Source organism: Bacteroidota bacterium (assembly GCA_013696965.1).
In the GTDB taxonomy this organism is placed as follows: domain Bacteria; phylum Bacteroidota; class Bacteroidia; order JACCXN01; family JACCXN01; genus JACCXN01.
Map to the genome: position 1 here is coordinate 1 of JACCXN010000005.1, position 26,667 is coordinate 26,667.

The following is a 26,667-nucleotide window of genomic DNA, read 5'->3' on the forward strand; positions in this document are numbered from 1 at the left end:
TATCAGGGAAGTATTACCAGTAAGGAAAGACAGGTCCTACCCTAGGGTAGTGAAAAACAAGCAATCTAAAAGTAAACACAAAACGTTTACTAATTATAAACCAGCGTTTTAATCCTTAACTTAATGACATTGCCCTCCGGGGCTGAACTGGAATTAAAAATATTAATCTATAATTGTATCATCCCTTCGGGATTAGCTTTTTCAGTGGCCTCGTAAAACGAGGCGGTTTTTTTATTTAAGTATTTCTAACCCCCAAATTAATTCAAGCATTGGAAAAAGCCAGATTTTGGGTTAGGGCGATTTCTTTTTTCATAGTCTTGCTTATAATTTTATACTTTTTGACTTTAAGATCTTTACATAATAAGGCAAGAGAATCAAAATGCAATAAAACTGTTATGAAAAACGTATTTTTGTATAGAAGAATTTACAATGGATTTTAAAATAATATCAGATTATAGCCCAACCGGAGATCAGCCAGTAGCAATTAAGCAATTGGTTGAAGGACTAAAGGAGGGGACTAAAGCACAAACACTACTGGGTGTAACAGGTTCAGGGAAAACATTCACTATAGCTAATGTTATAGAGAATGTGAATAGACCAACTCTAATATTAAGTCACAATAAAACATTGGCTGCACAATTGTACGGAGAATTTAAACAGTTTTTCCCTAATAATGCAGTTGAATACTTTGTTTCTTATTACGATTATTATCAACCTGAGGCTTATATACCTAGCACCAATACCTTTATTGAAAAAGATCTCGCAATAAATGATGAAATTGAAAAACTAAGATTAAGCGCAACATCATCCCTTCTTTCAGGAAGACGTGATGTTATTATTGTTTCATCAGTTTCCTGCATTTATGGAATTGGTAATCCTGCTGATTTTAAGCACAATGTAATAAACATTCAAAAAAAGGAGGTAATAAGCAGGAATAAGTTCCTTCATTCCCTAGTTAACAGTCTATACTCCAGAACAGAAGGTGAATTTAACAGGGGGAATTTCAGGGTGAAAGGCGATACTGTAGATATTTTCCTTGCTTATGCTGATTATGCCTATCGTGTTTATTTCTGGGGTGATGAAATCGAGAAAATTGAATCATTTGAACCATCCACTGGAATAGCCATTGAATCTTTTGATAGTGTAAATATTTATCCTGCTAATATCTTTGTAACCTCAAAAGAAAAACTACAAGGTGCTATTTATGAAATTCAGGATGATTTGGTAAAACAATCGGAATTTTTCAAAGAAGAGCAAAGGAACCTGGAAGCTAAAAGAATTGAAGACCGGGTAACTTATGATCTGGAAATGATCAGGGAATTGGGTTATTGTTCGGGAATAGAAAATTATTCAAGGTACTTTGATGGTCGTCCTCCCGGGTCAAGACCTTTTTGTCTTTTAGATTATTTTCCTGATGACTTTTTAATGGTCATTGATGAGAGTCATGTAACTATTCCTCAAGTAAGAGCAATGTATGGAGGCGATAGGTCAAGAAAAACCAATTTAGTTGAATACGGTTTTCGTTTGCCTTCTGCCATGGACAATCGTCCTCTAAAATTTGAAGAATTTGAAACATTGATTGGCCAAACCATTTATGTAAGTGCAACACCTGCAGATTATGAACTGGAGAAATCGGAAGGAATTGTTGTGGAACAGGTAATTCGTCCAACTGGCCTTCTTGATCCCGTAATAGAGGTTAGACCAACAGTAAATCAAATAGATGATTTACTTGAATCCATTGCTTTAGTTACAAAGAAGGATGAAAGGACTTTGGTAACAACATTGACAAAAAAAATGGCAGAAGAGCTTTTCAAATACATGTCCAAGCTTCGAATCAGATGCAGGTATATTCATTCTGATGTAGATACCCTGGAGCGGGTTGAGATATTGCGTGATCTTCGCTTAGGCCTTTTCGATGTTCTTATTGGGGTTAATTTGCTTAGGGAAGGTTTAGATTTACCAGAAGTTTCACTCGTTGCTATTTTAGATGCAGATAAAGAGGGTTTCCTTCGCTCTGCCCGTTCACTTACCCAAACATCTGGAAGAGCTGCTAGAAATGTAAATGGAATGGTTATTATGTATGCAGACAAAGTGACCAATTCGATGCGAATTACCATTGAAGAAACCCAGAGAAGAAGATTAAAACAAATAGCTTATAATTACGAACACAACATAATTCCTGCTCAAATGAACAAGTCCAAGGAATCTATTATGAAACAAACATCTGTGGCGGATTCCAAATCAAAGAATATTAAAGTTTACGGAGAATCTGTTGAGCCTGGTATTGCTGCAGATATGGAAATTCAATATATGCCAAAAGAACAGCTTGAAAAAATTGTAATTAAAACAAGAAAAGAGATGGAAACGGCTGCCAAGGAACTTGATTTCATTGGTGCTGCAAAACTTAGAGATGAACTATACAGTTACCAGGAACTTTTAAAAGCAAAAAAATGATTAAAACTTCAACTATTGCTTTAATAATGGCTTGTACTTTTTTTTCATGTAAAAGTGGTAAAATTGCCGATAAATCAAATAAGCCTCTTCATGAAAAGGTGATAGTTGAACCGGATTTTTCTAAACAAGGAAAAAACACGCGTATGCAAATTCAGGAAGTTAAACTGATTTCTGATAAAACCATCGAAATTTCATTCAGTTACAGTGGGGGTTGTAAGGAACATAGTTTTAGCCTTTATACCTCTGGAGCTCTGATAAAGACTCTTCCCCCTAAAATTCATTTATTTCTTGTTAATCATCAGCAAGAAGATGCTTGCAGGGAACTAATTACTGCTAAAATACAATTTGATATTTCAAATGCCCTTCCATCTAACACTAAAAAAACCATACTAATATTCAATGATGTTTTTGAATATGCTTTAGAAATATAGGTTTTTTATTTTCAAGCAAAAAGTCGTAAATTGAATTAGGATATTCCTTATTAAATTTAGATTTAGCGTATGAAGTTATTCGCCACATTAACTACTTACTTGCTTTTTGTTTTTATTGTTATTTCAAACTCTTTTGCTCAGAAAAACAAGGGAGGAATACCCCTTAGCATGGAGAAAAAAATAAACTTACCCCTTCCCTACTTTCATACAATGCCTGCATTTAATGCTGTGGAAATGTTAGCGGAGGACGATTCACTAAATGCAAATAAAATAGGCCCCTTTAGATTTGGTAAAAATTTTAATACTGCTTTTAATTTAGAAAATTCCGGAACCTGGACAAATCTTAAGCAAAGTGGACTGATATGGCGATTAGGCATTAGTTCACCAGGTGCTTATTCTATTAATTTAATTTTTGAGGATTATTATTTACCCCCGGGAGCATTCCTTTTTATTTATAATGAAAACAAAACGCATATTCTTGGTGCATTTACTCATTTAAACAACCATTCTTCCAGAAAATTTGCAACAGATTTGATAATGGGAGATAAAATAATATTGGAATACTATGAACCTGAAAAGGCAAAAATAAAGGGCTCATTATTAATAGCAACCGTTACGCATGCTTATAGGGACATTTTAAAATTCAGCAAAAGTGATTTTGGCTCTTCAGGCCAATGCAACATAAATGTAAATTGTAAATTAGGTGAATCCTGGGAAGAGCAAATAAGATCCGTAGTAATGCTTGTGAGCGGAGGAAATGGATTTTGTTCAGGTGTATTAATAAACAATTCTGCTCTTGATGGCAAACCCTATATTTTAACTGCTAATCATTGTGGGAATTCCGGTTTTGAATCTTGGATTTTTCGATTTAACTGGGAAGCTCCGGATTGTGAAAATCCTACCACAGCCCCACCCTTTCAATCTTTAACTGGTGCTAAAAAAAGGGCAAACAATCCTGTTTCCGATTTTTTACTTCTCGAGATGTTTGATAAAGTTCCCCAAAGTTATAATGCCTATTTTTCTGGATGGGAAAATAAAAACAATCAATCAGAAAAAGGAGTTACAATTCATCATCCTAAGGGGGATATAAAAAAAATATCTGAATACATTAAACCAACAGTTAGTGAAAATATAGATGGGACAGAAATTTGGAAAGTAATCTCCTGGAATAAAGGAACTACTGAACCAGGCTCATCAGGTTCTCCACTTTTTGATCAAAATCATAGAATTATAGGCCAATTATATGGAGGGCTGGCAACATGTGATAATCCCAAGGAAGATTATTATGGCAAACTTTCCACTTCCTGGGATGGTATTTCCAATACTTTGCGATTAAGAGATTGGTTGGACCCGATAAACTCTGGAGTTACTTTTCTTAATGGTTATGATTTTGGAATTCCAGCTTTTTCACTAGATGCAGGTATTATTGCCACTCTAATTCCGAAAAATGAATCTATTACTTGTGTTGATTCAATTACACCTGTTTTGTTAATTAAAAATTTTGGGTTGGAAACAATAAATTCAGTAGTTATTGAATTTAAAATCAATAATTTACCGGCTCACAAACAGCTTTTTACCCTAAATTTAATTCAAGGTGATTTTGATACCCTTATTCTTAATACAATAGGTGTAACAGTTGGGGATAATTTTTTTACTGCTTTTGTTTCAAATCCAAATGAATCTATAGATCAAAATATGGCAAATGATTCAATTCGTGTGAATTTTAAAATAAAAAATATGGATACCATTATTTCCATTTCCCCTGCTTTTAGAGAAAATTTTGAAGGATTGGATTTTCCTCCCGAAGGCTGGGATCGAATTAACCCCGATAATAGCATAAGTTGGACAAGAACAAAAGTAGCCAGTAGCTTTTCGGAGAATGGTGCCTCCATTAGAATTACAAACTTTCACTACAATACAAATTATCAGAGTGATTATTTACTTTCTCCGGCTTTAAATTTCACCGGCAGTTCTCCCCCAACCTTAGAATTTGATGTTGCTTATTCCCGGTTTTCATCCCTAAAACATGATTCACTTATCGTTTCGGTTTCTGTTGATTGTATGCTTAATTGGGAAAGGATCTATGCAAAAGGCAATGCACTTCTTTCAACAAATAATGGGGAAAATGTTACAATTTCTTTTGTTCCAAAAAAAGATGAATGGAGAAAGGAAATTATTAATCTGAATCAATTTAAAGACAACCAAAGTGTATTTTTACGGTTTGAAAACATCAATGGAAATGGGAATAATTTATATCTTGACAATATAGCCGTTTATGATGCGCTTAACAGCATTTCAAATGAAAACCCAAACCCTCATTTTAGCATATTTCCAAATCCATCTTCATCAATCTTTATTGTTAAATCAACAGAACAGGTTGAAGAAATTACAGTTTACAATTTATTAGGTGAGGTAATTTTAAAGCTATTTGTTAAAAAGCATGAACAACAACCACAAATTGATTTATCAGCTTTTCCTGATGGAATCTATATTGTTGAACTCATTTTCCTTGAAGGAAAAAAATGGGGGAAATTAAGTAAATCAAATTAAAGAAAAACTTATTTTCCTTTCTTGGGGATAATCATTCTATCCATTGAATTTACTTTCCTACCTTTTGTTTTTTTGGAAGAGGAACATCCTGAAAAACTCAAAAAACAAAACATAAAAAAAAGAAGAACCAATATTTTACATGCTAGTGTTTTCATAATAGCCATTAATTTAATCCCAAAGTTAACAATAATGCCAATTAATGTCAATAATAATAGCATTATTATAAAGAAAAACCTATGAAAGTATTTAATTGTTGTCTGTTTTTTTCCGACTTTTAAATATTACCGGTTCTCATTATCCATTTTACCGGTTCTAACATTAAAAACCCTTACCAACACCATTAAATCTGCTTACCTAAACTAATTATTCATTGCCTTTAATCTTTTAATAAGGGATGGATGTGAATAATATACGAATTCATAGGCAGAATGAGGGGTAAGATTACTCAAATTATCAGCAGAAAGTTTTTTTAGTGCAGAAATTAATGCATTTTTATTATACGTTTCTTTTGAATATTTATCCGCTTCATATTCATTTTTCCTGGAATTTGCATTCATAATAATTCCTAATAATAAAGAAAGTGGTGAATAAAGCAGTGAAAAAGCCAGAATTCCAATATGAAAACTGTCATTTTCAACCCCTAGGGCACCAGCTAAGGCAGGATTATCAATAACCAAGGAAAGAATAAAAAGCATAAGTCCTGTTTGTAGAACACCCATAATTATGCCTTGCAAAGTATGTTTCTTTTTGAAATGCCCTACCTCATGGGCTAAAATCGCAACTAGCTCCTCAACAGTATGCTTTTCAATGAGTGTATCATATAAAACAATTTTTTTTCGTGGACCCAACCCGCTAAAAAAAGCATTAGCCTTTGAACTACGTTTAGATCCATCCATTACATAAAGATTATCAAGTTTAAAATTAACTTTATTGCAATAGGATTCAATTGCAGATCTAAGTTCGCCTTCTGGTAATGGGGATAATTTATTGAACAAGGGAATAATTACAGAGGCATAAAACATGGTTGAAAGAACCATAAAAACAATTAAGGTAATCCAAATGTATAACCAGAAGAACATTCCTGTTTCATGGTATATCCATGTAATTAGAGCTATTAAGCCTCCGCCAATAACTACAGAAAGTAAATATCCTTTAATTTTATCCATAATGTATGTTTTTGCTGTAGTTTTATTAAAGCCATATTTCTCCTCAATTACAAAAGTATCATACAAATCAAAAGGAGTAAAAATAATATCGGATGCAATACCAAGGATTCCGAAGAATAAAATTGCAATTAGAATTGGATTATCAGAGAAGGATCTTGCTAAATTATCAACAAAGGCAAACCCTTTGAATAAAAGCATGAATAAAATCAAAACAAGACTAAGAGTGCTTGTAATCATTGAAAACATAGCGCTTTCCTTGTTATATTCCTGAGATTTTCGGTATTTAATTTCATCATAAACATCTTCTGCTTCCTTTGGTGGTGTATCATGCATATTCTTAATATTCAGGTAATTTAATATGCGTTCAAAAAGGTAATTGAAAATAATTATGGCAATTATGATGTAAAAGATAATATGTTCCATTTAAAATTAATTTGAAGGAGGGCTAAATTAGATGTTTTTATACAACAGAGCAAGGTTATGTAAATAATAACCGATACAAAAACCAGCGAATATTAAAAATTACTTTTTATACTGCTCAGAACAGAAAAAAATAAAACATAAATAACCCTAAGACAAGTAATAGAATCAAATTAATAATGCCATATTCTTAATTTTTAAATGATGGATTTTTAGGGCTATTTTGGATTCTGTAATAAAATGAAAAACAAACCAGTGCAGAATATATTCCAATAGGGTCCGGGAGAATATTCCAGCAATAAGCAGCATAAGCGAACTTAGAAAGGATGATTGAGTTTGGGAGTGCAATCACAAAAAAAACAGGATTAAAGGAATATAAACTAAAAGTGTAACAGTTGCAAATGTTTTGGTTAAGGCTTCTAAAACAGGATTTTTAAATACACGTACAAGGACTATATTTTCATTCTTATCCATTAGTTAGGCTATAAGTTAACAAAAAAAATCAAATTATATGCCACTAATATTTTAAATACACTCTTTTTCTCATTTAATAAAATTGGCAAAAATTCCTTGTGATGAATTTACTCAATATGTAGAAAACACTCCTCATTTAAATCATTTCCTTTTATTAATAGCTGACAGAAAAATAAGGCAAAACAACAAGGCGGATTTCTTTCAGACTGGATTACTGGCAAATACTTTAATGAATTTATGGCCTTGGAAACATTTGAATAATTGGCAGGATTTTTTATGTCATCTAAAATGAGTGAAACTTAAAACTAAAATTTATGAATAACCTTTTATACATAATTGCAGTAATTCTGGTAATTGGATGGGCAATTGGATTTTTCGCCTATGAAGCCGGAAACATTATCCATATCTTATTGGTTGTTGCAGTAATTGCTGTTTTATTACGATTAATAAGGGGGTGAAATTGCTAATAAAAACATTGCTTTTTAACTTTAAAAAATAGAAATCATGACAAACTTATTATATATAATTGCCGTAATCCTGGTAATTTCTTGGGCAGTTGGGTTTTTCGCCTATGAAGCAGGAAACATAATTCATATTTTACTTATTATCGCTGTCATAGCCGTATTACTAAGGTTGATAAGAGGAGCCTGATAAAAGGACTTTTCTTTTTGAAAATAAAATTTACAAACCTTATAATTCCCTCATGGATGAGCACTTATTCATTGTCATAAGGCCAAAAGTTTGCATAAAGATAATAAACAAGCAAATGCTTTCCTGGGGAATTTAAATAGAAAAACCACTATGAATCACCATAAACTAATGTTGATTGTTGTTTTTTATTTATAAAAAATCAAGAGGATACAAGTTTAATAAAAAAAAGAAAATTTTTAGATTAATTAAAACCAAGAATAAATTCATAAAATACAATATGGAAAGTATAGACAAGCCAAGGGTTCAATCAAAAACGGAGAAAGCCATAAAGAAAACAGTAAACAAGTCATTGGAAAAGAGTAAAATTAATTCTGATAAACCTGAAGCAAACTCAAAGAAAAAGATTGCTACAACAAATGAATTCAGGAAGACTAAGATTAAAGTAGAAGCGCCAAAAATCCAAACCGTTGATACAAATATTAAAAGTGGGAAAACAAGGTATTCTGATCTTGAATTACAAGAATTCAAGGAATTAATTACGCACAAACTTGCTGATGCCAAAATAGAAGCTAAAGCTTTACACGATTTGTTAAAAAAAACCCATGATAATGGTACGGATGATACAGCAAGGGCATTTAAAAATCTTGAAGAATGCTCTGACACTCAGTCAAAGGAAGAGTTGGGACAATTGGCAAGCAGGCAACAAAAATTTATTGAACAGCTCGAACATGCTTTAATACGGATAGAAACCAAATGCTATGGTGTTTGTCATATTTCCGGAAAACTAATACCCAAAGAAAGATTAAGAATTGTTCCACACACAACTCAAACAATAGAGACTAAGCTAATAAGTGAACGCTAAGATATTAATACGCATTGGAGTGAAATTCTTAATTAATGTATTAATTTAAACGAAAATTCAATTTATTGATTTTAGCCAAAATACACTTATTAAATTTCATGAAGCAAAAGATTCTAACAAAAATTTGATTACCAAATTAAATAGGATAAATGATTGAAACAATTCGATTATTATCAAGTCAATTTGAATTATGGAAAAATTAAAAATGTTAATTGTTGACAATGATTTTACTGTTGCTTCTAACTTAAATAAACAATTAAATAAAATGGGTTATGAGGTTTGTGGAGTAGCTGAAACAAGTGAGGAAACAGCATTGAAAATTAATCAGTTTAGACCGGATTTGATTTTAATGAACTTGAATTTGAACGAAAAAGAAAACCGTAAAAACATTGAACCATATTTGGATATATATATTAAAGACAATATTCCTGTAGTTTTTTTAAGCAATAAAATAGATAAAGCTTTGCTAAAAAAAACAAGAATAATAAACAACAGCACATTTATAACCAAACCTGTAAATTCCAAGGAATTACGTACTACTATTGGTCTGCTTTTAAAATCATCTGGGCAACAAACTGATGAAAATTTAAAAAGTGAGGAAAACAAAGAACTTCAGAGGTTAAATGCCCTAAATAGATATGAAATAATTGATTCTCCCTCTGACAATTGCTTTGATCGAATTACATTAATTACTGCACGATTTTTCAATGTTCCTGTCGCTGTAATAACACTTGTTGACAAAACTAAGATATGGTTCAAATCGCCTCAGGGACTAATCCTGGATTACATTGAAAGAACGAATATTGACAATCATTCTATATTACCTTTAAATAGTTTTTTTGAGAACAGAGGGCAAAATAAAAAAAAATTTATTGCTGATTTTTTTTCTCCTTCTGATAAGTCCTATTGTTTTTATGCAGCCGCGCCATTAATTACCCCTGAGGGCCATATACTTGGAACTTTAAGCATTATGGACAAAGAATCCAGAACAATAAATAAATCATCTGAAAAAATACTTACAGATCTGGCAGCAATTGTAATGGATGAGTTTGAACTCAGGCTGACATCGAAAATGGCTGTTAAATTTCAACATGAATTAATTAACATAGCTACCACTTTTCAAAATGAAAAAATGGCTGGGGTTGAGCGTTTAAAAAACAATTCAAGTATAGATAATGAAATTAAAATACCTGCAGGAAAGATATCTTCAATGATTAAGGATTCAAGTAAACAAACGGATCAGATAATTGAAGAACTTTTTCATTCAGCAATTATCAATAGTGGAAAGATTATACTACAAACAGAACCAGTTAATCTAACTGAAATTGCATTGGAGGTTATTAAAACTTATAGAAAAATTGCATCAAAAAAAGGACAAGTCCTTAAACTATTTATTGAAAGTAATCCTGTTGTTGAAGGGGATAGAATAAGACTTAAAGAGGTAATGGGAAATTTGATTGATAATGCAATTAAATATTCCGAACGTGATACCATTATTGATGTAAATGTAATAGCTGGCGAAGGAAAAGCATATTTTGAAGTAAAAGATCAAGGCCAGGGACTCACTGAAGAGGATAAAGCTATATTGTTTACAAATATTGTAAGATCAGGGGAAAGGCACTCTGAGAAGGAGTTATCCATTGGAATTGGACTATCAATCGTTAAAACTATTGTAGAAATGCACGGTGGAATAGTAAGGGCGGAAAGTGAAGGAAAGGATATGGGAAGTAGTTTTATAGTAGAATTGCCTAAAATAAATTAAGTATACAATTAAGTATTCATAGAGTAAATAAATCACTGCCTATTAAACAAACCAACCATTTAACAATTTAATTTACAAGACATGATAATTTTAAAGGTAAACCAGGTAATTAATTACATATTATGTGCATTATCAATCACAATATTTTTGGCTTGTCAAACTGGTTATAATCCAGATCATCTTGAAAGCAAACAACAATCAACACAAGATAAAACTACTGGGCAAGCAGTAGAACAATTGGATCAAAGAATTGGAGAACTTAATGAAGAAATTACTTCTGTTGAAAGACATTTAATTCAGGAGGAAAAATTTAATCAAGAAGAAATAATGAGTTCATGGCTTGATATTGAAGCTAAAAGACTGGTATTAAATCAAACAATAGATAGTTATAATACGGCAGTTCAAGAAAACCAAGAAAATCAAGCTGATCTTTTAAAGAAAGAAATAAATACATTACTTGATGAAATTCAATTAGATGTTACTAATCTTAAAGAGGATGCAAAAATAGATGGCAAAGGGGTCTTTGAATAAAAAAAATTAGCAATAAAGTCTATAGTCTTCCTAAAAAAAGAATTCGTATCTAAAGTTTAACTTTTGTCTGATTTTATCTGCTGAATTCAAGTTATAATGCAACTTCTTGCGGGGTAAAATAACTACTTTCCAAGGAAAAGAGAGGGAAATTTTATAATTTTCCTCCTGTTTTTATATTCGTTTTACCTCGCAATCTAAAAGTTGCATTTGTTTATTGAATCTAATTATTATTAAATCAGGATAGAGGAAAAATTCAGAAAGTTAAATTTCAGAAAAATGGAAATAATTATTGAAATAATTGTTTGAAAGCTTATAAATCGGGCAAAGAAAATTAAGGACTAGTTTTCTATGAAAAAGAAAATCTGGTTTCTAAATTACTTTCTTCCCAATTCTTTAAAACATTTTAAAATAATGCTCAAATCATTGCTTATCCTGTAATCCTTGGCATAAAGCAAATTCATTTTATTTATGCTTCCTTCATCAAGTTTTTTATGCCTTAGAGGATCAGCAGTATGCAATATTCCACTCTTTATTTTAGGCAATTTAAAATTTTCAGCATTGTTTGTTTGAGCATAACTTACCCAGGATTTATTACCAGAAAGAACAATGAAAATGTTTTTAAAGAAATTGTATGGTTTGTCGACCAAAAAAATATTGATTGGAAGAAATGTCAAGAGTGACAAGGATGTTGCAATATCAAATAATCGTTTGTTTCTTTTATTCGCACTTCTTGAAATTGAATTTATATTAATGCTATATAAATCACCTGAAGTATCCACAGAATTACTGCCAATAATGTACAAACTCTCAGGGGGAGCAATTTTATAATCAATATTGCGCAACTGTGCCATTTGATTAATAATAATATGTGAGGAAATGTCTCTTGCACAGAAAATAACTTCATCAATTTTATATATTTCTAAAATATCCTCAAGCTTATCAAAAGTTCCTAAAAATTCAGGATGTTTTTTAATTTCATTTTGTTGTTCATCAGGAACAACATTCCCAATAAATGAAGGATTAGCATCGGTTAATTTCAAAAGAGAAGATACCCTTGAAAATTCATCAAAATGCCCTACAATAAGGATCCGTTTTTTCTTTTCTGAATTAAGATCAAAGCCTTTTATTTTAATCAAATGAAGAATATAACGAAAAAACACAAGAGAAAAAACAGCCCACATTGCTCCAAATACAATAAGCGCGCGGGAAAATCGATATTGTTCACTCAATAAGCTGTAAACAATGAGAATAACGCCTGTACCTATTCCAATACCCTTAATAATTTTAAGCGGCTTTACGGGTTTGTCATATCCCCCACTATATAATACTGAAAGCAACCAGATAAAGGTGTAAAAAGGAAAAGCTACTGTTAGCAATTCTGTCTCAAAATGCAGGGCCTGTTCAACTTTTACTACCTTTTCCCAATAATTTTTCAACAAAAACAATCCTATCAAAATAATTGATGCATCAAATAAAGGAAGCGCTGTTTTTTTCAGGAACCGACTAATTATTGCAGCACTGGCACGAAGGTATACTGCAAAATTAATAAGGAATGAAAAGGTTTTGGCATGTTGTTGGGAAAAATGTTTTTGAGCAAAAATAATCATCGCATTATAAAAAACGAAAACATAATTCACGCTGCTTTTTTTTGTGCTTTCCCCCTTATAGTGAATAATGCGTGTCTTGGGAAAATAGTAATTTTTATATCCTGCTTTAATAATTCGGTAGGAAAGATCAATATCTTCACCATACATGAAAAAAGTTTCGTCCAAAAGGCCAGTTTTATCAAGTGTTTCTTTACGCAAAAGCATGAAGGCCCCTGATAATATCTCAACCTCATGAACTTTATTTTTATCTAAAAAACCCAAATGATACCTTCCAAAGCGCCTTGATTTTGGGAATAACCTGGAAAGCCCAAACACCTTATAAAATGCAACTTCCGGGGTGGGCAAACCTCTTTTTGATTCTGGAAGAAATTTTCCTTTTCCGTCAATCATATAAACCCCTAATCCTCCCGCAATGGAATTGTCATCCATGAAAGAAACAACTTTTTCAAAAGTATCCTCCTCAACAACAGTATCCGGATTTAATAACAATACATATTCTCCACAGGCAAGCTTAATTGCCTGGTTATTTGCAAAAGAAAACCCTGTGTTTTTTTTATTTTCTATGAGTTTTACCTCAGGAAATTTTGTTTTCACCATTTCCACAGAACCATCAACAGAATTGTTATCCACTACAAACACCTCTGAAGAAACCCTGTGGATTGCCTTATATACTGAATGCAGACACTGCTCCAGAAAATATTCTACATTATAATTTACAATGATAATAGTAAGCTTCATTTATAAGAAATGCGGATTGTATTAATGTAAAATATTTTCATAAGGTATTCTATTTACAATTGAGCGACCAAGAGTCACTTCATCAGCATACTCTATTTCATCGCCAAAAGCAATACCTCTTGCAATTACCGAAACTTTTATTCCATATTCTTTCAATCGTTTATAAATATAAAAATTAGTGGTATCGCCCTCCATTGTTGTACTTAATGCAAGTACAATTTCTTTAACCTCACCTACTGAGGCCTTCCCTACCAATGTTTCAATATTCAAATCATTTGGGCCTATTCCATCCATGGGGGATATAATACCTCCTAAAACATGATATACTCCTCTATGTTGTCCTGTATTCTCAATTGCCATAACATCCCTTATGTCTTGAACAACACAAATTATTTCCTTATCACGATTTGGATTTGCACACAATTCACATAATTCCTTATCTGAAATATTATGACAGTTTGTACAGAATTTAATTTCCCTCCGCATTCTAATTAGGCTATTTCCAAAGATATTTACAGTATCCATATCCTTTTTTAAAAGATGGAGTACCAACCTTAAAGCTGTTTTTTTTCCTATTCCCGGCAGGCTGGAAAATTGTTCTACTGCTTCTTCTATTAATTTAGATGAAAAATTCATTGCTCAAAAATAACAAATTACACAATTAAAAGTTTTTATTGCTGCGTTATTGTGCAGAATTAAATTTTTTCAAGTAAATAATAAATTTAATCTTTGCTACAATGAATCTTTTAATGAATCAGAAATTAAAAGCAACTATCTTATTGCCGAATAATTAAATAAGCCAAAAATGTTACCACCAGTTCTTATCATTTCATTCATACTTGGTTATTTCCTATTGTTGATGGGAATTTCTTGGTATACAGGAAAAAAATCAGGTAATAATGATGACTTCTTTTTAGCAGGAAAAAAATCCCCCTGGTTTATTGTTGCATTTGGAATGATTGGGTCTTCTCTCTCTGGTGTTACCTTTGTTTCTATACCTGGCTGGGTTAAGGATAGTTCCTTTTCCTATATGCAGGTTGTATTGGGCTATATGGTGGGTTATTTTGTTATTGCCACGATACTAATGCCGCTTTATTACAGGCTTAATCTTACTTCAATTTATACTTACCTTGAACAGCGTTTTGGATATTGGACATACAAAACAGGTGCGTCATTTTTTCTTTTATCCAGAACCTTAGGTTCAGCCTTGAGGCTTTTCCTTGTAGCAAATGTGCTTCAACTTACGGTTTTCAATCATTATAATATTCCTTTTGCAATAACTGTGCTCATCACCATCGCCTTTATTTGGTTATATACCTTTAAAGGAGGAATAAAAACCATAATCTGGACTGATACTTTACAAACTCTTTTTATGTTGACTGCCGTTGGGGTTAGTATCTGGATTATTTCTTCTGAACTTGGTTTAGGGCCAATGCAAATGGTAAGCTTGGTTTCAGATAGCGAATATTCTAGAATATTTTTTTTCGATGATATAAACAGTAAAAATTATTTCTGGAAGCAGTTTTTAAGTGGGACTTTTATTGCCATTGTAATGACGGGTCTTGATCAGGATATGATGCAGAAAAACCTTTCCTGTAAAAGCATAAAAGATGCTCAGAAAAATATGTTTTCTTTTAGTCTTGTTTTGCTATTCGTTAATTTGTTTTTCATGGCCTTAGGTGCATTGTTGTATTTATTTGCAACTTCAAAGGGAATTGCTCTCCCCGCCAAGACTGATGACCTTTATCCCATGCTTGCTACTCAAGGCTATTTAAGCGCTATTGCAGGAATATTTTTTATTGTTGGCTTAATTGCCGCGGCATATTCCAGTGCCGATTCTGCAATGACCGCTTTAACAACCTCAGTATGTATTGATTTTCTTGATTTAAATAAAAACGATAGCATTTCTGCCCAAAAGAAAACAGCTATCAGAAGAAGAGTTCATATCCTCATTTCAGTTATTATGGTTCTTGTAATTTTAACATTTAAAGCTATTGACCACCCCAATGTGATTAGTACCGTTTTTATTGTTGCAGGATATACTTATGGACCTTTATTGGGAATGTATGCTTTTGGCTTATTTAGTAAATATAAGGTAATGGATAATTATGTACCCTATATAGCTATTATTTCTCCTATTTTATGCTTTCTGCTGAGTATGTATTCCGAGCGTTTGTTCAATGGTTATCAATTTGGATTTGAACTGCTTATATTAAATGGATTATTTACCTTTATAGGCTTATTTGCAATTAAAATTAAACCAGAAACAAAAGAAACCTTAGCTGTAACAAAAGTTTAATTTTACTAAGAATTCAATTATTTATTTTAGATTCCACTTTTTGCATTTATGTAATTAGCGGTTGTCCTTAATAAAATGCTTTTTTAGATTTTTTTTACTACCAGTTGAGCAGATTCATATTTTAATACTTTAACGGCAGCACCTTTTTCAATAAATCCTGTTAATGCAGTTGCATCATGAGTTTCACCTTCAACTTCAACTTTTCCCGATGGGCGAAGCATTGTAAGGGCTGTTCCTTCTCTTCCAATTAAAGTATGGCTATAAGCTGAAGCGCTGCTGTAACCTGTTGAAGTTTCCTGTGATGAATGAAGGATTATTTTATTAAAGGCGGATGAATAAAGAAGCCTTGCCCCCAAATAAATAGAAAGTATAACAGCCATAACCGCGGAAATAGAAACCATTAAAAAAGCGCGTACAAGTTTTTGGGGATCAACAAAAGTAAAGTCAAATCCATCATTATGTACAAGACTTAAGGTTAAACCTGCAACCACTAATGCTACACCTAAAATACCTGCCACTCCAAAACCTGGGATTACAAAGATTTCAACTCCTAAAAGGATTAGTCCAAGCACGAAAAGGACGATTTCAAAATTGGATGCAAGGCCTTCCAGGTAAAGCGGAGCGAAATATAGAATAGCAGCTGTAATTGCAGTTATGAGTGGAAATCCTATTCCCGGGGTTTGTAATTCAAAATATATCCCCCCTATTATTAGCATTATTAATATTCCACTAATAAATGGATTTATTAAAATACTTATAATTTGCTCAGTTAGGGTAAGTTCATGTTCAATTACACGATATTCTGAAATACCAATCCTTGATAGAACATCCTCCATTGAAGATATTTGTGCTTCACAAAACCCATATTTGATAGCCTCAGTGGTTGTAAAGGTTATCACTTTGCCAGAATCAATCACTCCAGGAATATAGATATCTGGATCAACCATTGCTTCGGCAATGTCAGGATTTCGTCCTCTTATTTCTGCTGTACTCCTCATTTTTTTCCGCATATAAGACTGGTACTTATCAGGAACCTGCTGTCCTGTTTGATCTACAACCGTAGCTGCTCCAATAGTACTTCCCGGTTGCATATATATACTATCACAAGCAATGGCAATTAAAGCTCCGGCAGAGGCCGCGTTATTCTGAATTAAAACATATACAGGAATCTTTGAATTCAAAATTCTGGTACGAATGGAATCTGCTGCATCAACAAGTCCTCCATATGTATTCATTTCAATGAAAATAATATCCGCCTTAATTTCATGTGCAAATGTTATTGCATTGGATGTTAACCTTTGAACCGGAGGAGCAATTTGATCTTTAATTTCAAAACGGTAGATTAATTTCTCACCCGGAATTTTAATTATAGAATCCTGAGCAATTAATTTTCCGTAGAAGGAAAACAGAATGGAAAGCAATAAGCTTAATTTTAACCTGCTCATATATTTTAATTAAAATGATGTTTGATCTTTTTTATAAATTCCTCATAAATCCCTGGACTACATGCCATGATATCCTCTCCAAAAACATAATTTTTTCCACCTTTAAAATCCTTAATAATACCTCCGGCTTGTTGAATTATAAAAGCACCGGCTGCAACATCCCATGAATTTAACCCATATTCGTAAAATCCATCAAATCTACCACATGCAACATATGCTAAATCCGTTGCCGCAGACCCTAAACGCCTTACCCCCCGGGTTTCTCGCATAAAAACCTTTAATAACTCAATGTATTGATCCATCTTATTGTAATCGTAATAGGGGAAGCCTGTGGCCAGTAAGGAGTTTTTTAATTCAGTAGTTGAGGAAATTTTAATTTCCTTGCCATTTAAATAGGCCTTGCTCCCCTCCCATGCATAAAATTTTTCCCTTTGATTTAACTCATTAATCACACCTAAAATTAAAGTGTCATTTCTCATAAGAGCTATACTGATGCAATAACAAGGAATACCATGGATAAAGTTAGTTGTACCATCCAAAGGATCGATTATCCAATTGTATACATCCCCTTTTTTTGAAATGGTTTTCTCTTCTGTTATAAAGCCACTTTCTGGAATTAATTTTCCAAGTGCTTTTACAAGTTGCATTTCTGCAGTTTTATCCACATAAGTTACTAAACTATTAAGGCTTTTTTCTTCTACTGACTCCTCATTTATTTTACCTCCTTGTTCCTTAATAAATAGCCCAACAGATTCGGTTATTTCACAAACTTTATAACACAATTCTTCTAAATTCATTTCTATTGTTGTTTGTTTTGATAAACATAAAGAAAATTATTATTTCCTCAAAGGAATACAATTCTTTTCTACAGTTTCAAAATTTCAAAAAAATTAAACCATAATAAGTAAGCTGGTTAGGCTTGAATTAAAAAATTACGAGATGGATTACTCTAAAAAGGAAACAAATGCTTGCAAAAACCCCAACAGGACTCATGGAAATTTAAACAAAAGAGAGAAATCGAACAAATGAAATTTTATGAGGAAGAATACAAAACATTCATTAAGGAAAATGGAAATATTGCAACAAATGCAAATTTCACATTCAAAAGAAAATTTCAACTATAATTATATATTCAGGTAAAACGTCCTTTCATAAAATGAAAGTTGTTTTTCAATAAAAAGATTTATTTCGCTAAATTATCCTTGTATTTTTTATTGAAATAAAACATTCCTGCAATTCCCAACAGAATTAAGCCAACAGAAATAATTTCTGCCTGTGTGGGATGAAATCCAAGGATGTTATAAACTTCGTTTACCCTTATTTTTTCAATAAAAAATCTTTCGAAACCATTTAGAACAAGATAAATTGAAAATAGCATGCCCGGAATTGTGATTTTTTTACGGATGCTCCAAAGAAAACCAAACAACATAATGCTTAATGCAGCTTCATAAAAGGCTGTAGGCCAAACCGGTTCAGGTAAAACAAAGCAATGTGAACCAATACAATCTGGAATAGGTATTCCTTCCTTAATAACATTGTTTGGATAATCATAAGCCCAAATCCAATCAGGTAAAAAACTCATCCAATTTGGTTTTGGCGCATTGTTAACCACGCCCCAATCACCATCTCCTGAAATATGGCATCCAATACGCCCAACACCATAGGCTAGCATTAATCCCGGAGCTCCAGCATCAAATAGCCTTGTAACTGTAAGATTGTTTTTTCTTGCATACCAAATAATTGCAAACGCTCCACAAATTAATCCTCCATACATTGTCAGTCCACTAAAGGAAAGCAAGGCCCCAATTGGATCGGCAATAAATTCTCCTGGGTTTTCCAAATTGTGAAAAATCTTTGCTCCTAATATCCCTACAAAAGCAGAAATCAGGGTGATGTTTCCAACATGTTGGTGAGGATGAATTACTTCTGTCTGCCAAAAAGGTTTATCTGCTTTTTCCTTGTTTTTTTCGGTATATTTGAGGTAAATACCCGCTGCAGCTCCAATTAAAGCTCCGAAGATGTTTCCCTTAAAAGAAAGTATAAAAAACTGGGGATCAAGAACAAAATCAGAATAATTTAAAATAATATCCAGCAATTTAAAACCTATTACAAATCCGATTATTCCTGAAATAGCCATTTCAGTTGTTGTAGCCTTTGCTCCCTTTAATACTTTTTTTGTAATTGGTTGTAAAAAACCTTCCTCTTCTTTTCTTTTTAATTCTTTCGCAAGAAGCCAGCTTGCAAGCAAAAAAGCTATGGCAACAAAAAAGCCGAAGCTCTGAATAGGAAGTGGTATATGAATACCAAATAGATCCCTTATAAGATCTGAAATTGTTGGGTACATTTATTCTATTTTTTATTAATTAATTTCTGATACTATTTCCTGAAAATAATTCTGAGGTGTATGATCCATCAGAGTCAATTTCCAACAAGTTTACATTTACTATTTCATTGATAAGAGAGGCATCAAAGGCATGTTTGACTTTAATGTAATTTTCTGAAAATCCATGCATAAATCCATCTTTGTTCTCCCCTTCAAACAAAACCTGCTGTTTACTTCCCTTGAATTTTTCGTAAAAACTCCTGCTTTTCTTTACAGAAAGTATTCTAAGCATTTTATTCCTTTGCTTTCTTATATTTAACGGAATAACCTGTTCAATATTTAAAGCATCAGTGTTGTCTCTTTCAGAATAGGTGAAAACATGAAGGTATGAAATGTCTAAATTGTTCAAATAATTGTAGGTTTCAAGAAAATCCTGTTCTGTCTCCCCTGGGAAACCGGTAATAACATCCACTCCAATGCAGCAATCAGGCATTAAAGTTCTGATTTTTTTCACCCTTTCGGTATAAAGTTTTGTTAAGTACCTCCTGCGCATTGCTTTAAGAATCTTGTCTGATCCTGATTGTAAAGGAATATGAAAATGGGGTACAAATTTTTGTGATGTGGAAACAAATTCAATTACTTCATCCTTAAGCAGGTTTGGTTCTATGGAAGAAACCCTGAATCTATCAATGCCCTGAACATTATCAAGTTCTTTAATCAAAGAAAGAAAATCTTCCTCATTCTTTTTATCTCCTTGCTTGCCGAAATCTCCAAGGTTAACCCCTGTAAGCACAATTTCCTTTACGCCTTTACCGGCAATTTCATTGGCATTTTTTACTGCATTTTGAATGCTATCACTTCTGCTTTTCCCCCGGGCAAGAGGAATTGTACAAAAAGAACAAGTATAATCGCATCCATCCTGAACTTTTAAAAACACTCTTGTTCTATCCCCAAAGGAATAAGCATCCACAAAAAAATCAGCTTGCTCAATTTCACAGGAATAAACCTCTGTTTTGGTTTTTTTGGATAAATCGCTAATATATTCTGCAAGACGAAATTTTTCTGAAGCACCCAAAACTAAATCCACTCCCTCAATGGAAGCAATTTCATTTGGTTTAAGTTGGGCATAACAACCAATTACAACTATAAAAGCATCAGGAGAAAGTTTAAGGGCTGACCTTACAATTGTTTTACACTCCTTGTCAGCATTTACTGTTACAGAGCAGGTATTAATTACATAAATATCAGCGGGAGAAGAAAAATCAACCTTTTCAAAGCCCTTATTTTCAAAAATTCTGGCAATACTTGAGGTTTCTGAAAAATTCAATTTGCATCCCAATGTATGAAATGCTATTTTCTTAGGTGTTTCCATTTTGTCTGCAAAAGTAGATATTTTCGCAAACCTCTGAAATATTATTTTGTTGTGTTGAAAAAGATGTTGAAAATAAAAGCGTTCAGCATCATTGTTACGCCTCAATTATGCTTAGAATTACACTTTAATTAAATTTTAAAGATTCCTATGAACAAATTATTGATTTTAACCTTGGTTCTTTTAACTGTAATTAGCTGTAAACAAGCTTCAGTTCAAGAAGGTGAAACAGATGGAAGAGTTGTTTTCAAATACAATGAATCTGCAGGAATAACCTCTCTTGATCCTGCTTTTGCAAGAAGTTTTGAAAATATTGCAGTCGTTAATCAACTTTTCAATGGCCTGTTGCAGATGAATGATAAGTTGGAAATACAACCTGCAATAGCAAAAAATTGGGATATCTCAAAAGATGGTTTGATTTATACTTTTCATTTAAGAAACAATGTTTTTTTCCATGATCATCACGTATTTGAAGGTGGAATTGGTAGAAAAGTTACTGCTTTTGATTTTGTTCATAGTTTTTTTCGGATAATTGATTCTAAAGTGGCCTCACCAGGTGCCTGGATTTTTAACGAAGTCGATTTTTCTGAAACAAGTGATTACAAGGGCTTTATAGCTGAAAATGACAGTACGCTTTCTATATACCTAAAAAGACCTTTCCCCCCTTTCCTGGGAATTCTTACCATGCAATATTGCTCAGTTGTGCCTTATGAAATTGTTGGCCATTATGGAGATGATTTTAGAAACAACCCTGTTGGAACAGGACCTTTTATGTTCAAAGCATGGAAAGAAGCAGTTAAGCTCGTTTTGGTAAAAAACCCTACTTATTTTGAAATGGATGGCCCAAACAGACTTCCTTATCTTGATGCAATTTCAGTTTCGTTTATTAAAGAAAGACAAACTGAGTTTATGGGATTTATCAATGGGGATTTTGATTTATTATCTGGAATTGACGGTTTACATAAAAATGAACTCATTACACCTTCAGGTGAACTGGAATCAAAATACAGTGAGAAATTCATAATGAAAAACGAACCATTTTTAAAAACTGATTACATGGGTTTTTATATTGATAGCAATTCTCCTTTAGTGAAAGATCACCCATTAAATAAAAAAGAGGTTCGTCAAGCTATTAATTATGGCATAAACAGAAGTGAAATGGTAAAATATTTGCGTAATGGCATTGGAACACCAGCAAATGCAGGTATTATTCCGGCAGGTATGCCATCTTATAATCCTGAAGAAGTAAAGGGATATTCTTTTGATCAGGAAAAAGCCAGGGATTTATTAGCAAAAGCAGGATATCCTGAAGGTAAAAATTTACCTGAAATTGTTTTAAGTACTACTTCTATTTACCAGGATATGGCTGAATTTGTACAAAATCAGTTAGCAACTTTAGGAATTAAAATCAAAATTGATATTTTACCCACAGCAATTCATACTGAACAGGTGGCTCGATCGAGTTTAAATTTCTTTAGAAAATCATGGGTTGCTGATTATCCTGATGGTGAGAATTTTTTAACATTATTTTACAGCAAGAATTTTTCTCCCCTAGGTCCAAATTATACACATTTTAAAAATTCCGATTTTGACAGATTATATGAATTAGCAAAATCAGAAACGGATGATCAAAAGAGATTTAAGCTTTACAGGGAGATGGAGAACCTGGTTATTGAAGAAGCTCCCGTATTATTATTGTTCTATGACAGGGCAGTAAGATTTTATCCAAAAACCATTTCTGGGTTAGAAGTAAATCCAATGAATTTATTAACCTTAAAGAGAGTTAAGAAAACCCATTAAATAATTTTATTGGTATAGGCACTTAGATCGCACATTAGTTTGTTGATTTTATTAGTAAATACTGCTGTAATTCTAAGGTTTACAAGGGACAAAATGTAATGTACTCCTTTTTTAATCACTTTTTTATGATGCTTTATTTATTTTTAATAAAATTTAAAATGACATTAATCTCAGTATTTACAGTGATTTCAGCCCATTATGAAAATAAATTTCAATTTTTGCGACCTAAGTGCCTATACCAATAATTTTAATTACGCAAACTTTTTTAGTCCAAATTCATTTGCATTTGTATGTAAATTAAAACAAGAACTTCTAATTTATTCCAGGGATTAGCCATTTTAATGTCCTTTGTTGCATTATTTAGACAGAAGTGGGAAATTTATTCCAGGCAGAATCAAAAATATCCAATTAAAGGAAAATGTTTTATTCTGAATTGTTTTTTTCATGCAATGGGTTGGCTGGGTTGATCTGGTTTAGTAGGATGTTCTGGTGGTGTGGGTGTATCGGGTCTATTTGGCAAGAAGGGCTTATCCGGTCTTTCTGGTGGACCAGGTTTGGGTTCGTTGGGTTTGCCAGGCAATTCAGGAGGTATTGGTTTGCCGGGCTGATCAGGTACTTTAGGCTCTGGTTTTGGTTCTGGTTCCCTTCTTTCAGGTGGATGCTTTGGCTTTTGATTTAATATCATTTCTGAGAAAAATTCGTTTCTGTTTACATTCAATATCCTTATGAACGCTTTTTCATAAGGTCCTGTTCTATTGGGCAAATAAGGTTGATGCTGTATTCTTTTTGGAATAATTATACGAATTGTTTTCCTGTATGGTTTGAGATGAATCGGTTTTGTTGAATGTGAATTAATATCAGGCGATTTATTAAAATGACATTTTGAAATTAAAAATGTTTCAGCCTTTAGACTTCCAATATTTATCATAGCATTTCTTTTTTTACAGTAATTTCTTTCTATTAAATATTATTGAAATTTTCCTGCCACTATTTTTTATACTTTTTATTACTTTGGCTAAGCTTTTTTTTAAATTTTTGAGGCCATAACAGTACTTTGAGTATAATATTCCCTTGATGTGTACCTTTTTCCTCACTATTTCCCCAAATATTGATAAATAGGTATACGAAGGGATGCTGTTTTTACTTTTTATAGGCATATTATCAGGATGTTTAGTTTAAAATTGAAAAAAAATTAAAAAAAATAAAATAAAGGCATAATATTTTAGATTGGACAGTTTATATTTTTCTTTTTAAACTGAAAAATCAAATGACATGAATTCAATAATACTAGCAAAAACTCTTTTTAATTTTATTCAGTTTCGTGATTGTCTGGTTATTGAAATTTGGATAAATGATGTTGAAGATGAGTTTTTTCATGGGGAAATGGTGCTCTCAATGAATTAAGGCAGATAAAATTTTTAAATGGAAATCAAAAAAACTGTTGTGTTATCTTTCAATAAAAAGTGGCAATGAAAGGCGAAAGTTGGAATATAAAGGCAAGAAGTTAGTATAAATTTAATAAAACAGGGTATGGATATTCGTAACATGAAAATTAATTTTAATTAAAATATCATGAAAAACAACAATAAAAAAAGCCCCAGAACGGCAACAAAAAATCAAGGTAAGGAAAGGCCTTTAATAAAGGAGGATTTGAAAAATACAGGCAAAGGAACTATTTCTTCAAAAGGTGGTTTTAAATCAGCTAATGACCTAAAAGGTCATTCAGTAAAAAAGAAATAAACCTTAATTCAAAAAATCAAACAAAAGAAAATAATATTAATAAGACAAATTGTTCAATCATGACAAATACAAACAACAACGGAAATGATTCTTTAAATTACAACAATAATACTGTTAAGGAATTATTCATTAATGAATTAGAAAAAGCTTTAAGCATGGAAACCATGCATGTAAAGATACTTTCAAAATTAACTCAAGCTGCATCTAACAGTGAACTTCGTGAAATGTTTGATGATCATTTTGATATTACAGAAGTACATGTGAACAGAATAGAAGAAATATTCAGATTACTCGACAGAAAAGTTCAGACGCAAACCAATGAACCAATGGAAATGCTTTGTAAAGAAGCTGAACAAGCCATAGAGGAAGATAAGGAGGATTTTATGAAGGATTCCATTTTATTGAACATTGCCCAAAAGATGGAACATCTGGAAATTTCCTTTTATAAGGGCCTTTTCCAATTTTTAGAAAACATTCCAAATAAAGACGTTAGAGAACTTCTTCAGGTAACAATGGAGGAGGAGGAACACATTGAAAGGATATTCAATGGGATTTCTGAATCAACACTTGCCCATGTTTAAAAACAATTTTTCGTATGCCTTTTTAATTATTCTTAAATATATCTTTTTATGATTTGCATTAATAAGCTAACCAATTAATCAACACTGATTATTTATGCTATTTTATGAGTAAAAAGGGAGAGAAAAAAAAAGTTAGGCCAGCTCAGGAACAGAAAAAACAACCTGGATTAGAAAATAAAATGATGCCTAAACCAGTGGTTGAGGATAGTCGTTATGTTGGTAGTAATAAACTCAAAAATAAAATTGCCGTTATAACTGGGGGAGATAGCGGAATTGGAAGTGCTGTTGCAATTGCTTTTGCCAAGGAAGGGGCTGATGTAGCAATTATCTATCTGGAAGAACATGATGATGCAAGGCAAACACAATTAAGAGTTGAGCAAGTAAACCGCAAATGTTTTTTAATTCCGGGAAATATTGAAGATGAGGATTTTTGTAAAAATGCAATAAAAAAAATTATACATAATTTTGAAAAAATTGATGTTTTGGTAAATAATGCTGCAGTACAATTTCCCCAGGATGATTTTTTGAATATTACAGCAAAACAAATTGAACAAACATTCAGAACAAATATATTTTCCTTTTTTTATTTAACTCAGGCAGCATTACCATTTATGGGAAATGGAACGGCAATAATAAATACTACCTCTGTAACAGCTTACAGGGGTAGTAAGCATTTAATCGATTATGCTTCAACAAAAGGTGCCATAGTTTCATTTACCCGTTCACTTGCTCAAAATCTGGCCGAAAAAGGCATAAGGGTAAATGGAGTTGCCCCAGGACCAGTATGGACTCCCTTAATTCCTTCCTCTTTTGATAAAAAACAAGTTGCCCAATTCGGCTCAGATGTACCTTTAAAAAGGGCCGCACAACCCTTTGAAATTGCCCCAAGTTTTGTTTTCCTTGCAAGTGATGATTCTTCCTATTACACAGGACAAATACTTCACCCCAATGGCGGGGAGATAATAAATGGTTAATATTTAATTATTTAAGTATTATAGAAAAGAAGCTTAACTTTTCTGTTGAAAACTCCCGCTAAAATTTATCTAAAACAGGTGTAATTAAATCTAAACTTTTTCCCTTTCCCAGCTTGCAGCCTTTGAGCTTTGAATACCTTAATACGCTAATTTTCATTTGGGAATGAAAGTAATTAGACTAAACCCTACATAGCATAAAAATTCCCCTGCTTCCTAACAGAGTGAGGAATCTTTGACAAATTGCATGAAATATAATTACATGATTAATAACACTAAATTACCTAAAGTAAAAATGAATGGTTTTAGCAAATTATCAGCCATGAATAAAACTCTGGCTTATATTAAGTGTTCATTGTTGATTTTTTGTAACAATTGTAGAAATAAATCCACAAAAATTATAAACAAAAGGAAGCATATTTTTAAATAAGCTGTTTTACTTTCTTTAAATTATCACGAATGAGAGTATAAACAATCTCTGTTATCAGCAATT

General features: G+C 32.3%; 21 protein-coding genes. 13 read left to right on the top strand and 8 right to left on the bottom strand.

The window, feature by feature from the left end:
• The first annotated feature begins 429 nt into the window (after nucleotides 1-429).
• The 3 genes from uvrB (at nucleotide 430) to H0V01_00665 (ending at nucleotide 5,435) form a co-directional block, all read left to right on the top strand.
• Nucleotides 430-2,454: an excinuclease ABC subunit UvrB gene (uvrB, locus tag H0V01_00655; protein ID MBA2581874.1), complete on the top strand. Its 2,025-nt coding sequence runs from the start codon at nucleotides 430-432 to the stop codon at nucleotides 2,452-2,454.
• Nucleotides 2,451-2,885, top strand: a complete 435-nt coding sequence (locus H0V01_00660) for a hypothetical protein (protein MBA2581875.1) — start codon at nucleotides 2,451-2,453, stop codon at nucleotides 2,883-2,885. The genes uvrB and H0V01_00660 overlap by 4 nt, the downstream gene beginning before the upstream one ends.
• A 69-nt stretch (nucleotides 2,886-2,954) precedes the next feature.
• Nucleotides 2,955-5,435: a T9SS type A sorting domain-containing protein gene (locus H0V01_00665; protein ID MBA2581876.1), complete on the top strand. Its 2,481-nt coding sequence runs from the start codon at nucleotides 2,955-2,957 to the stop codon at nucleotides 5,433-5,435.
• Nucleotides 5,436-5,794: 359 nt separating this feature from the next.
• Here the strand turns inward: H0V01_00665 and H0V01_00670 are convergent, their stop codons facing one another.
• Nucleotides 5,795-7,024 (bottom strand): M48 family metallopeptidase, encoded by a 1,230-nt coding sequence (locus H0V01_00670; protein MBA2581877.1) that lies wholly within the window; start codon nucleotides 7,022-7,024, stop codon nucleotides 5,795-5,797.
• 785 nt (nucleotides 7,025-7,809) lie between these two features.
• Between H0V01_00670 and H0V01_00675 the strand changes: the two genes are divergently transcribed.
• The 5 genes from H0V01_00675 (at nucleotide 7,810) to H0V01_00695 (ending at nucleotide 11,301) form a co-directional block, all read left to right on the top strand.
• Entirely contained in the window at nucleotides 7,810-7,953 is a 144-nt protein-coding gene (locus H0V01_00675) for a lmo0937 family membrane protein (GenBank protein ID MBA2581878.1), read from the top strand.
• A 46-nt stretch (nucleotides 7,954-7,999) separates the two neighbouring features.
• Nucleotides 8,000-8,146: a lmo0937 family membrane protein gene (locus H0V01_00680; GenBank protein ID MBA2581879.1), complete on the top strand. Its 147-nt coding sequence runs from the start codon at nucleotides 8,000-8,002 to the stop codon at nucleotides 8,144-8,146.
• A 436-nt stretch (nucleotides 8,147-8,582) separates the two neighbouring features.
• On the top strand, nucleotides 8,583-9,008 hold the full coding sequence (locus H0V01_00685) for a TraR/DksA family transcriptional regulator (protein ID MBA2581880.1): 426 nt from the start codon (nucleotides 8,583-8,585) through the stop codon (nucleotides 9,006-9,008).
• Nucleotides 9,009-9,198: 190 nt separating this feature from the next.
• On the top strand, nucleotides 9,199-10,770 hold the full coding sequence (locus tag H0V01_00690) for a hybrid sensor histidine kinase/response regulator (GenBank protein ID MBA2581881.1): 1,572 nt from the start codon (nucleotides 9,199-9,201) through the stop codon (nucleotides 10,768-10,770).
• A gap of 81 nt (nucleotides 10,771-10,851) precedes the next feature.
• Nucleotides 10,852-11,301 carry a hypothetical protein gene (locus H0V01_00695; protein ID MBA2581882.1) on the top strand — a complete coding sequence of 150 codons (450 nt, stop codon included), beginning with the start codon at nucleotides 10,852-10,854 and terminating at the stop codon, nucleotides 11,299-11,301.
• Nucleotides 11,302-11,675: 374 nt separating this feature from the next.
• Here the strand turns inward: H0V01_00695 and H0V01_00700 are convergent, their stop codons facing one another.
• Entirely contained in the window at nucleotides 11,676-13,646 is a 1,971-nt protein-coding gene (locus tag H0V01_00700) for a glycosyltransferase (GenBank protein ID MBA2581883.1), read from the bottom strand.
• Nucleotides 13,647-13,667: 21 nt separating this feature from the next.
• On the bottom strand, nucleotides 13,668-14,282 hold the full coding sequence (gene recR / locus H0V01_00705; GenBank protein MBA2581884.1) for a recombination protein RecR: 615 nt from the start codon (nucleotides 14,280-14,282) through the stop codon (nucleotides 13,668-13,670).
• A gap of 169 nt (nucleotides 14,283-14,451) precedes the next feature.
• Here recR and H0V01_00710 point away from each other — a divergent pair, with 169 nt between their 5' ends.
• On the top strand, nucleotides 14,452-15,945 hold the full coding sequence (locus H0V01_00710) for a sodium:solute symporter (protein ID MBA2581885.1): 1,494 nt from the start codon (nucleotides 14,452-14,454) through the stop codon (nucleotides 15,943-15,945).
• A gap of 83 nt (nucleotides 15,946-16,028) precedes the next feature.
• Here H0V01_00710 and H0V01_00715 read toward each other — a convergent pair whose 3' ends face one another.
• The 4 genes from H0V01_00715 to mtaB all read right to left on the bottom strand — a co-directional run bounded on the left by H0V01_00715 (nucleotide 16,029) and on the right by mtaB (nucleotide 21,085).
• Nucleotides 16,029-17,390, bottom strand: coding sequence for a nodulation protein NfeD (locus H0V01_00715; GenBank protein ID MBA2581886.1), 1,362 nt, complete (start codon nucleotides 17,388-17,390; stop codon nucleotides 16,029-16,031).
• A gap of 5 nt (nucleotides 17,391-17,395) precedes the next feature.
• A complete protein-coding gene (locus H0V01_00720) occupies nucleotides 17,396-18,187 on the bottom strand; it encodes an inositol monophosphatase (protein MBA2581887.1) in 792 nt (263 codons plus the stop codon).
• A gap of 386 nt (nucleotides 18,188-18,573) precedes the next feature.
• Nucleotides 18,574-19,734, bottom strand: a complete 1,161-nt coding sequence (locus H0V01_00725; GenBank protein ID MBA2581888.1) for a prolipoprotein diacylglyceryl transferase — start codon at nucleotides 19,732-19,734, stop codon at nucleotides 18,574-18,576.
• Nucleotides 19,735-19,753: 19 nt separating this feature from the next.
• The gene (gene mtaB / locus H0V01_00730; GenBank protein ID MBA2581889.1) at nucleotides 19,754-21,085 is read right to left on the bottom strand and encodes a tRNA (N(6)-L-threonylcarbamoyladenosine(37)-C(2))-methylthiotransferase MtaB; all 1,332 of its coding nucleotides are present in this window, start codon (nucleotides 21,083-21,085) and stop codon (nucleotides 19,754-19,756) included.
• Nucleotides 21,086-21,232: 147 nt separating this feature from the next.
• Between mtaB and H0V01_00735 the strand changes: the two genes are divergently transcribed.
• Nucleotides 21,233-22,882: an ABC transporter substrate-binding protein gene (locus H0V01_00735; protein MBA2581890.1), complete on the top strand. Its 1,650-nt coding sequence runs from the start codon at nucleotides 21,233-21,235 to the stop codon at nucleotides 22,880-22,882.
• A 442-nt stretch (nucleotides 22,883-23,324) separates the two neighbouring features.
• Here the strand turns inward: H0V01_00735 and H0V01_00740 are convergent, their stop codons facing one another.
• Nucleotides 23,325-23,810, bottom strand: coding sequence for a hypothetical protein (locus H0V01_00740; protein ID MBA2581891.1), 486 nt, complete (start codon nucleotides 23,808-23,810; stop codon nucleotides 23,325-23,327).
• A gap of 644 nt (nucleotides 23,811-24,454) precedes the next feature.
• Here H0V01_00740 and H0V01_00745 point away from each other — a divergent pair.
• The 3 genes from H0V01_00745 to H0V01_00755 all read left to right on the top strand — a co-directional run bounded on the left by H0V01_00745 (nucleotide 24,455) and on the right by H0V01_00755 (nucleotide 26,177).
• Nucleotides 24,455-24,622 (top strand): hypothetical protein, encoded by a 168-nt coding sequence (locus H0V01_00745; GenBank protein MBA2581892.1) that lies wholly within the window; start codon nucleotides 24,455-24,457, stop codon nucleotides 24,620-24,622.
• 59 nt (nucleotides 24,623-24,681) lie between these two features.
• Nucleotides 24,682-25,203: a DUF892 family protein gene (locus H0V01_00750; protein ID MBA2581893.1), complete on the top strand. Its 522-nt coding sequence runs from the start codon at nucleotides 24,682-24,684 to the stop codon at nucleotides 25,201-25,203.
• Nucleotides 25,204-25,307: 104 nt separating this feature from the next.
• Nucleotides 25,308-26,177, top strand: coding sequence for an SDR family oxidoreductase (locus H0V01_00755; GenBank protein MBA2581894.1), 870 nt, complete (start codon nucleotides 25,308-25,310; stop codon nucleotides 26,175-26,177).
• Nucleotides 26,178-26,667 lie beyond the last annotated feature (490 nt).

What these genes read in the sequence shown, in the direction of transcription:
- H0V01_00665 (MBA2581876.1), top strand. Translation starts at nt 2,955, where the DNA reads ATGAAGTTATTCGCCACATTAACTACTTACTTGCTTTTTGTTTTTATT.
- H0V01_00675 (MBA2581878.1), top strand. Translation starts at nt 7,810, where the DNA reads ATGAATAACCTTTTATACATAATTGCAGTAATTCTGGTAATTGGATGG.
- H0V01_00725 (MBA2581888.1), bottom strand. Translation starts at nt 19,734, where the DNA reads ATGTACCCAACAATTTCAGATCTTATAAGGGATCTATTTGGTATTCAT.
- H0V01_00720 (MBA2581887.1), bottom strand. Translation starts at nt 18,187, where the DNA reads ATGAATTTAGAAGAATTGTGTTATAAAGTTTGTGAAATAACCGAATCT.
- H0V01_00745 (MBA2581892.1), top strand. Translation starts at nt 24,455, where the DNA reads ATGAAAAACAACAATAAAAAAAGCCCCAGAACGGCAACAAAAAATCAA.
- uvrB (MBA2581874.1), top strand. Translation starts at nt 430, where the DNA reads ATGGATTTTAAAATAATATCAGATTATAGCCCAACCGGAGATCAGCCA.
- H0V01_00735 (MBA2581890.1), top strand. Translation starts at nt 21,233, where the DNA reads ATGAACAAATTATTGATTTTAACCTTGGTTCTTTTAACTGTAATTAGC.
- H0V01_00670 (MBA2581877.1), bottom strand. Translation starts at nt 7,024, where the DNA reads ATGGAACATATTATCTTTTACATCATAATTGCCATAATTATTTTCAAT.
- H0V01_00680 (MBA2581879.1), top strand. Translation starts at nt 8,000, where the DNA reads ATGACAAACTTATTATATATAATTGCCGTAATCCTGGTAATTTCTTGG.
- recR (MBA2581884.1), bottom strand. Translation starts at nt 14,282, where the DNA reads ATGAATTTTTCATCTAAATTAATAGAAGAAGCAGTAGAACAATTTTCC.
- H0V01_00710 (MBA2581885.1), top strand. Translation starts at nt 14,452, where the DNA reads ATGTTACCACCAGTTCTTATCATTTCATTCATACTTGGTTATTTCCTA.
- H0V01_00750 (MBA2581893.1), top strand. Translation starts at nt 24,682, where the DNA reads ATGACAAATACAAACAACAACGGAAATGATTCTTTAAATTACAACAAT.
- H0V01_00690 (MBA2581881.1), top strand. Translation starts at nt 9,199, where the DNA reads ATGGAAAAATTAAAAATGTTAATTGTTGACAATGATTTTACTGTTGCT.
- H0V01_00660 (MBA2581875.1), top strand. Translation starts at nt 2,451, where the DNA reads ATGATTAAAACTTCAACTATTGCTTTAATAATGGCTTGTACTTTTTTT.
- mtaB (MBA2581889.1), bottom strand. Translation starts at nt 21,085, where the DNA reads ATGGAAACACCTAAGAAAATAGCATTTCATACATTGGGATGCAAATTG.
- H0V01_00695 (MBA2581882.1), top strand. Translation starts at nt 10,852, where the DNA reads ATGATAATTTTAAAGGTAAACCAGGTAATTAATTACATATTATGTGCA.
- H0V01_00740 (MBA2581891.1), bottom strand. Translation starts at nt 23,810, where the DNA reads ATGATAAATATTGGAAGTCTAAAGGCTGAAACATTTTTAATTTCAAAA.
- H0V01_00700 (MBA2581883.1), bottom strand. Translation starts at nt 13,646, where the DNA reads ATGAAGCTTACTATTATCATTGTAAATTATAATGTAGAATATTTTCTG.
- H0V01_00715 (MBA2581886.1), bottom strand. Translation starts at nt 17,390, where the DNA reads ATGAGCAGGTTAAAATTAAGCTTATTGCTTTCCATTCTGTTTTCCTTC.
- H0V01_00755 (MBA2581894.1), top strand. Translation starts at nt 25,308, where the DNA reads ATGAGTAAAAAGGGAGAGAAAAAAAAAGTTAGGCCAGCTCAGGAACAG.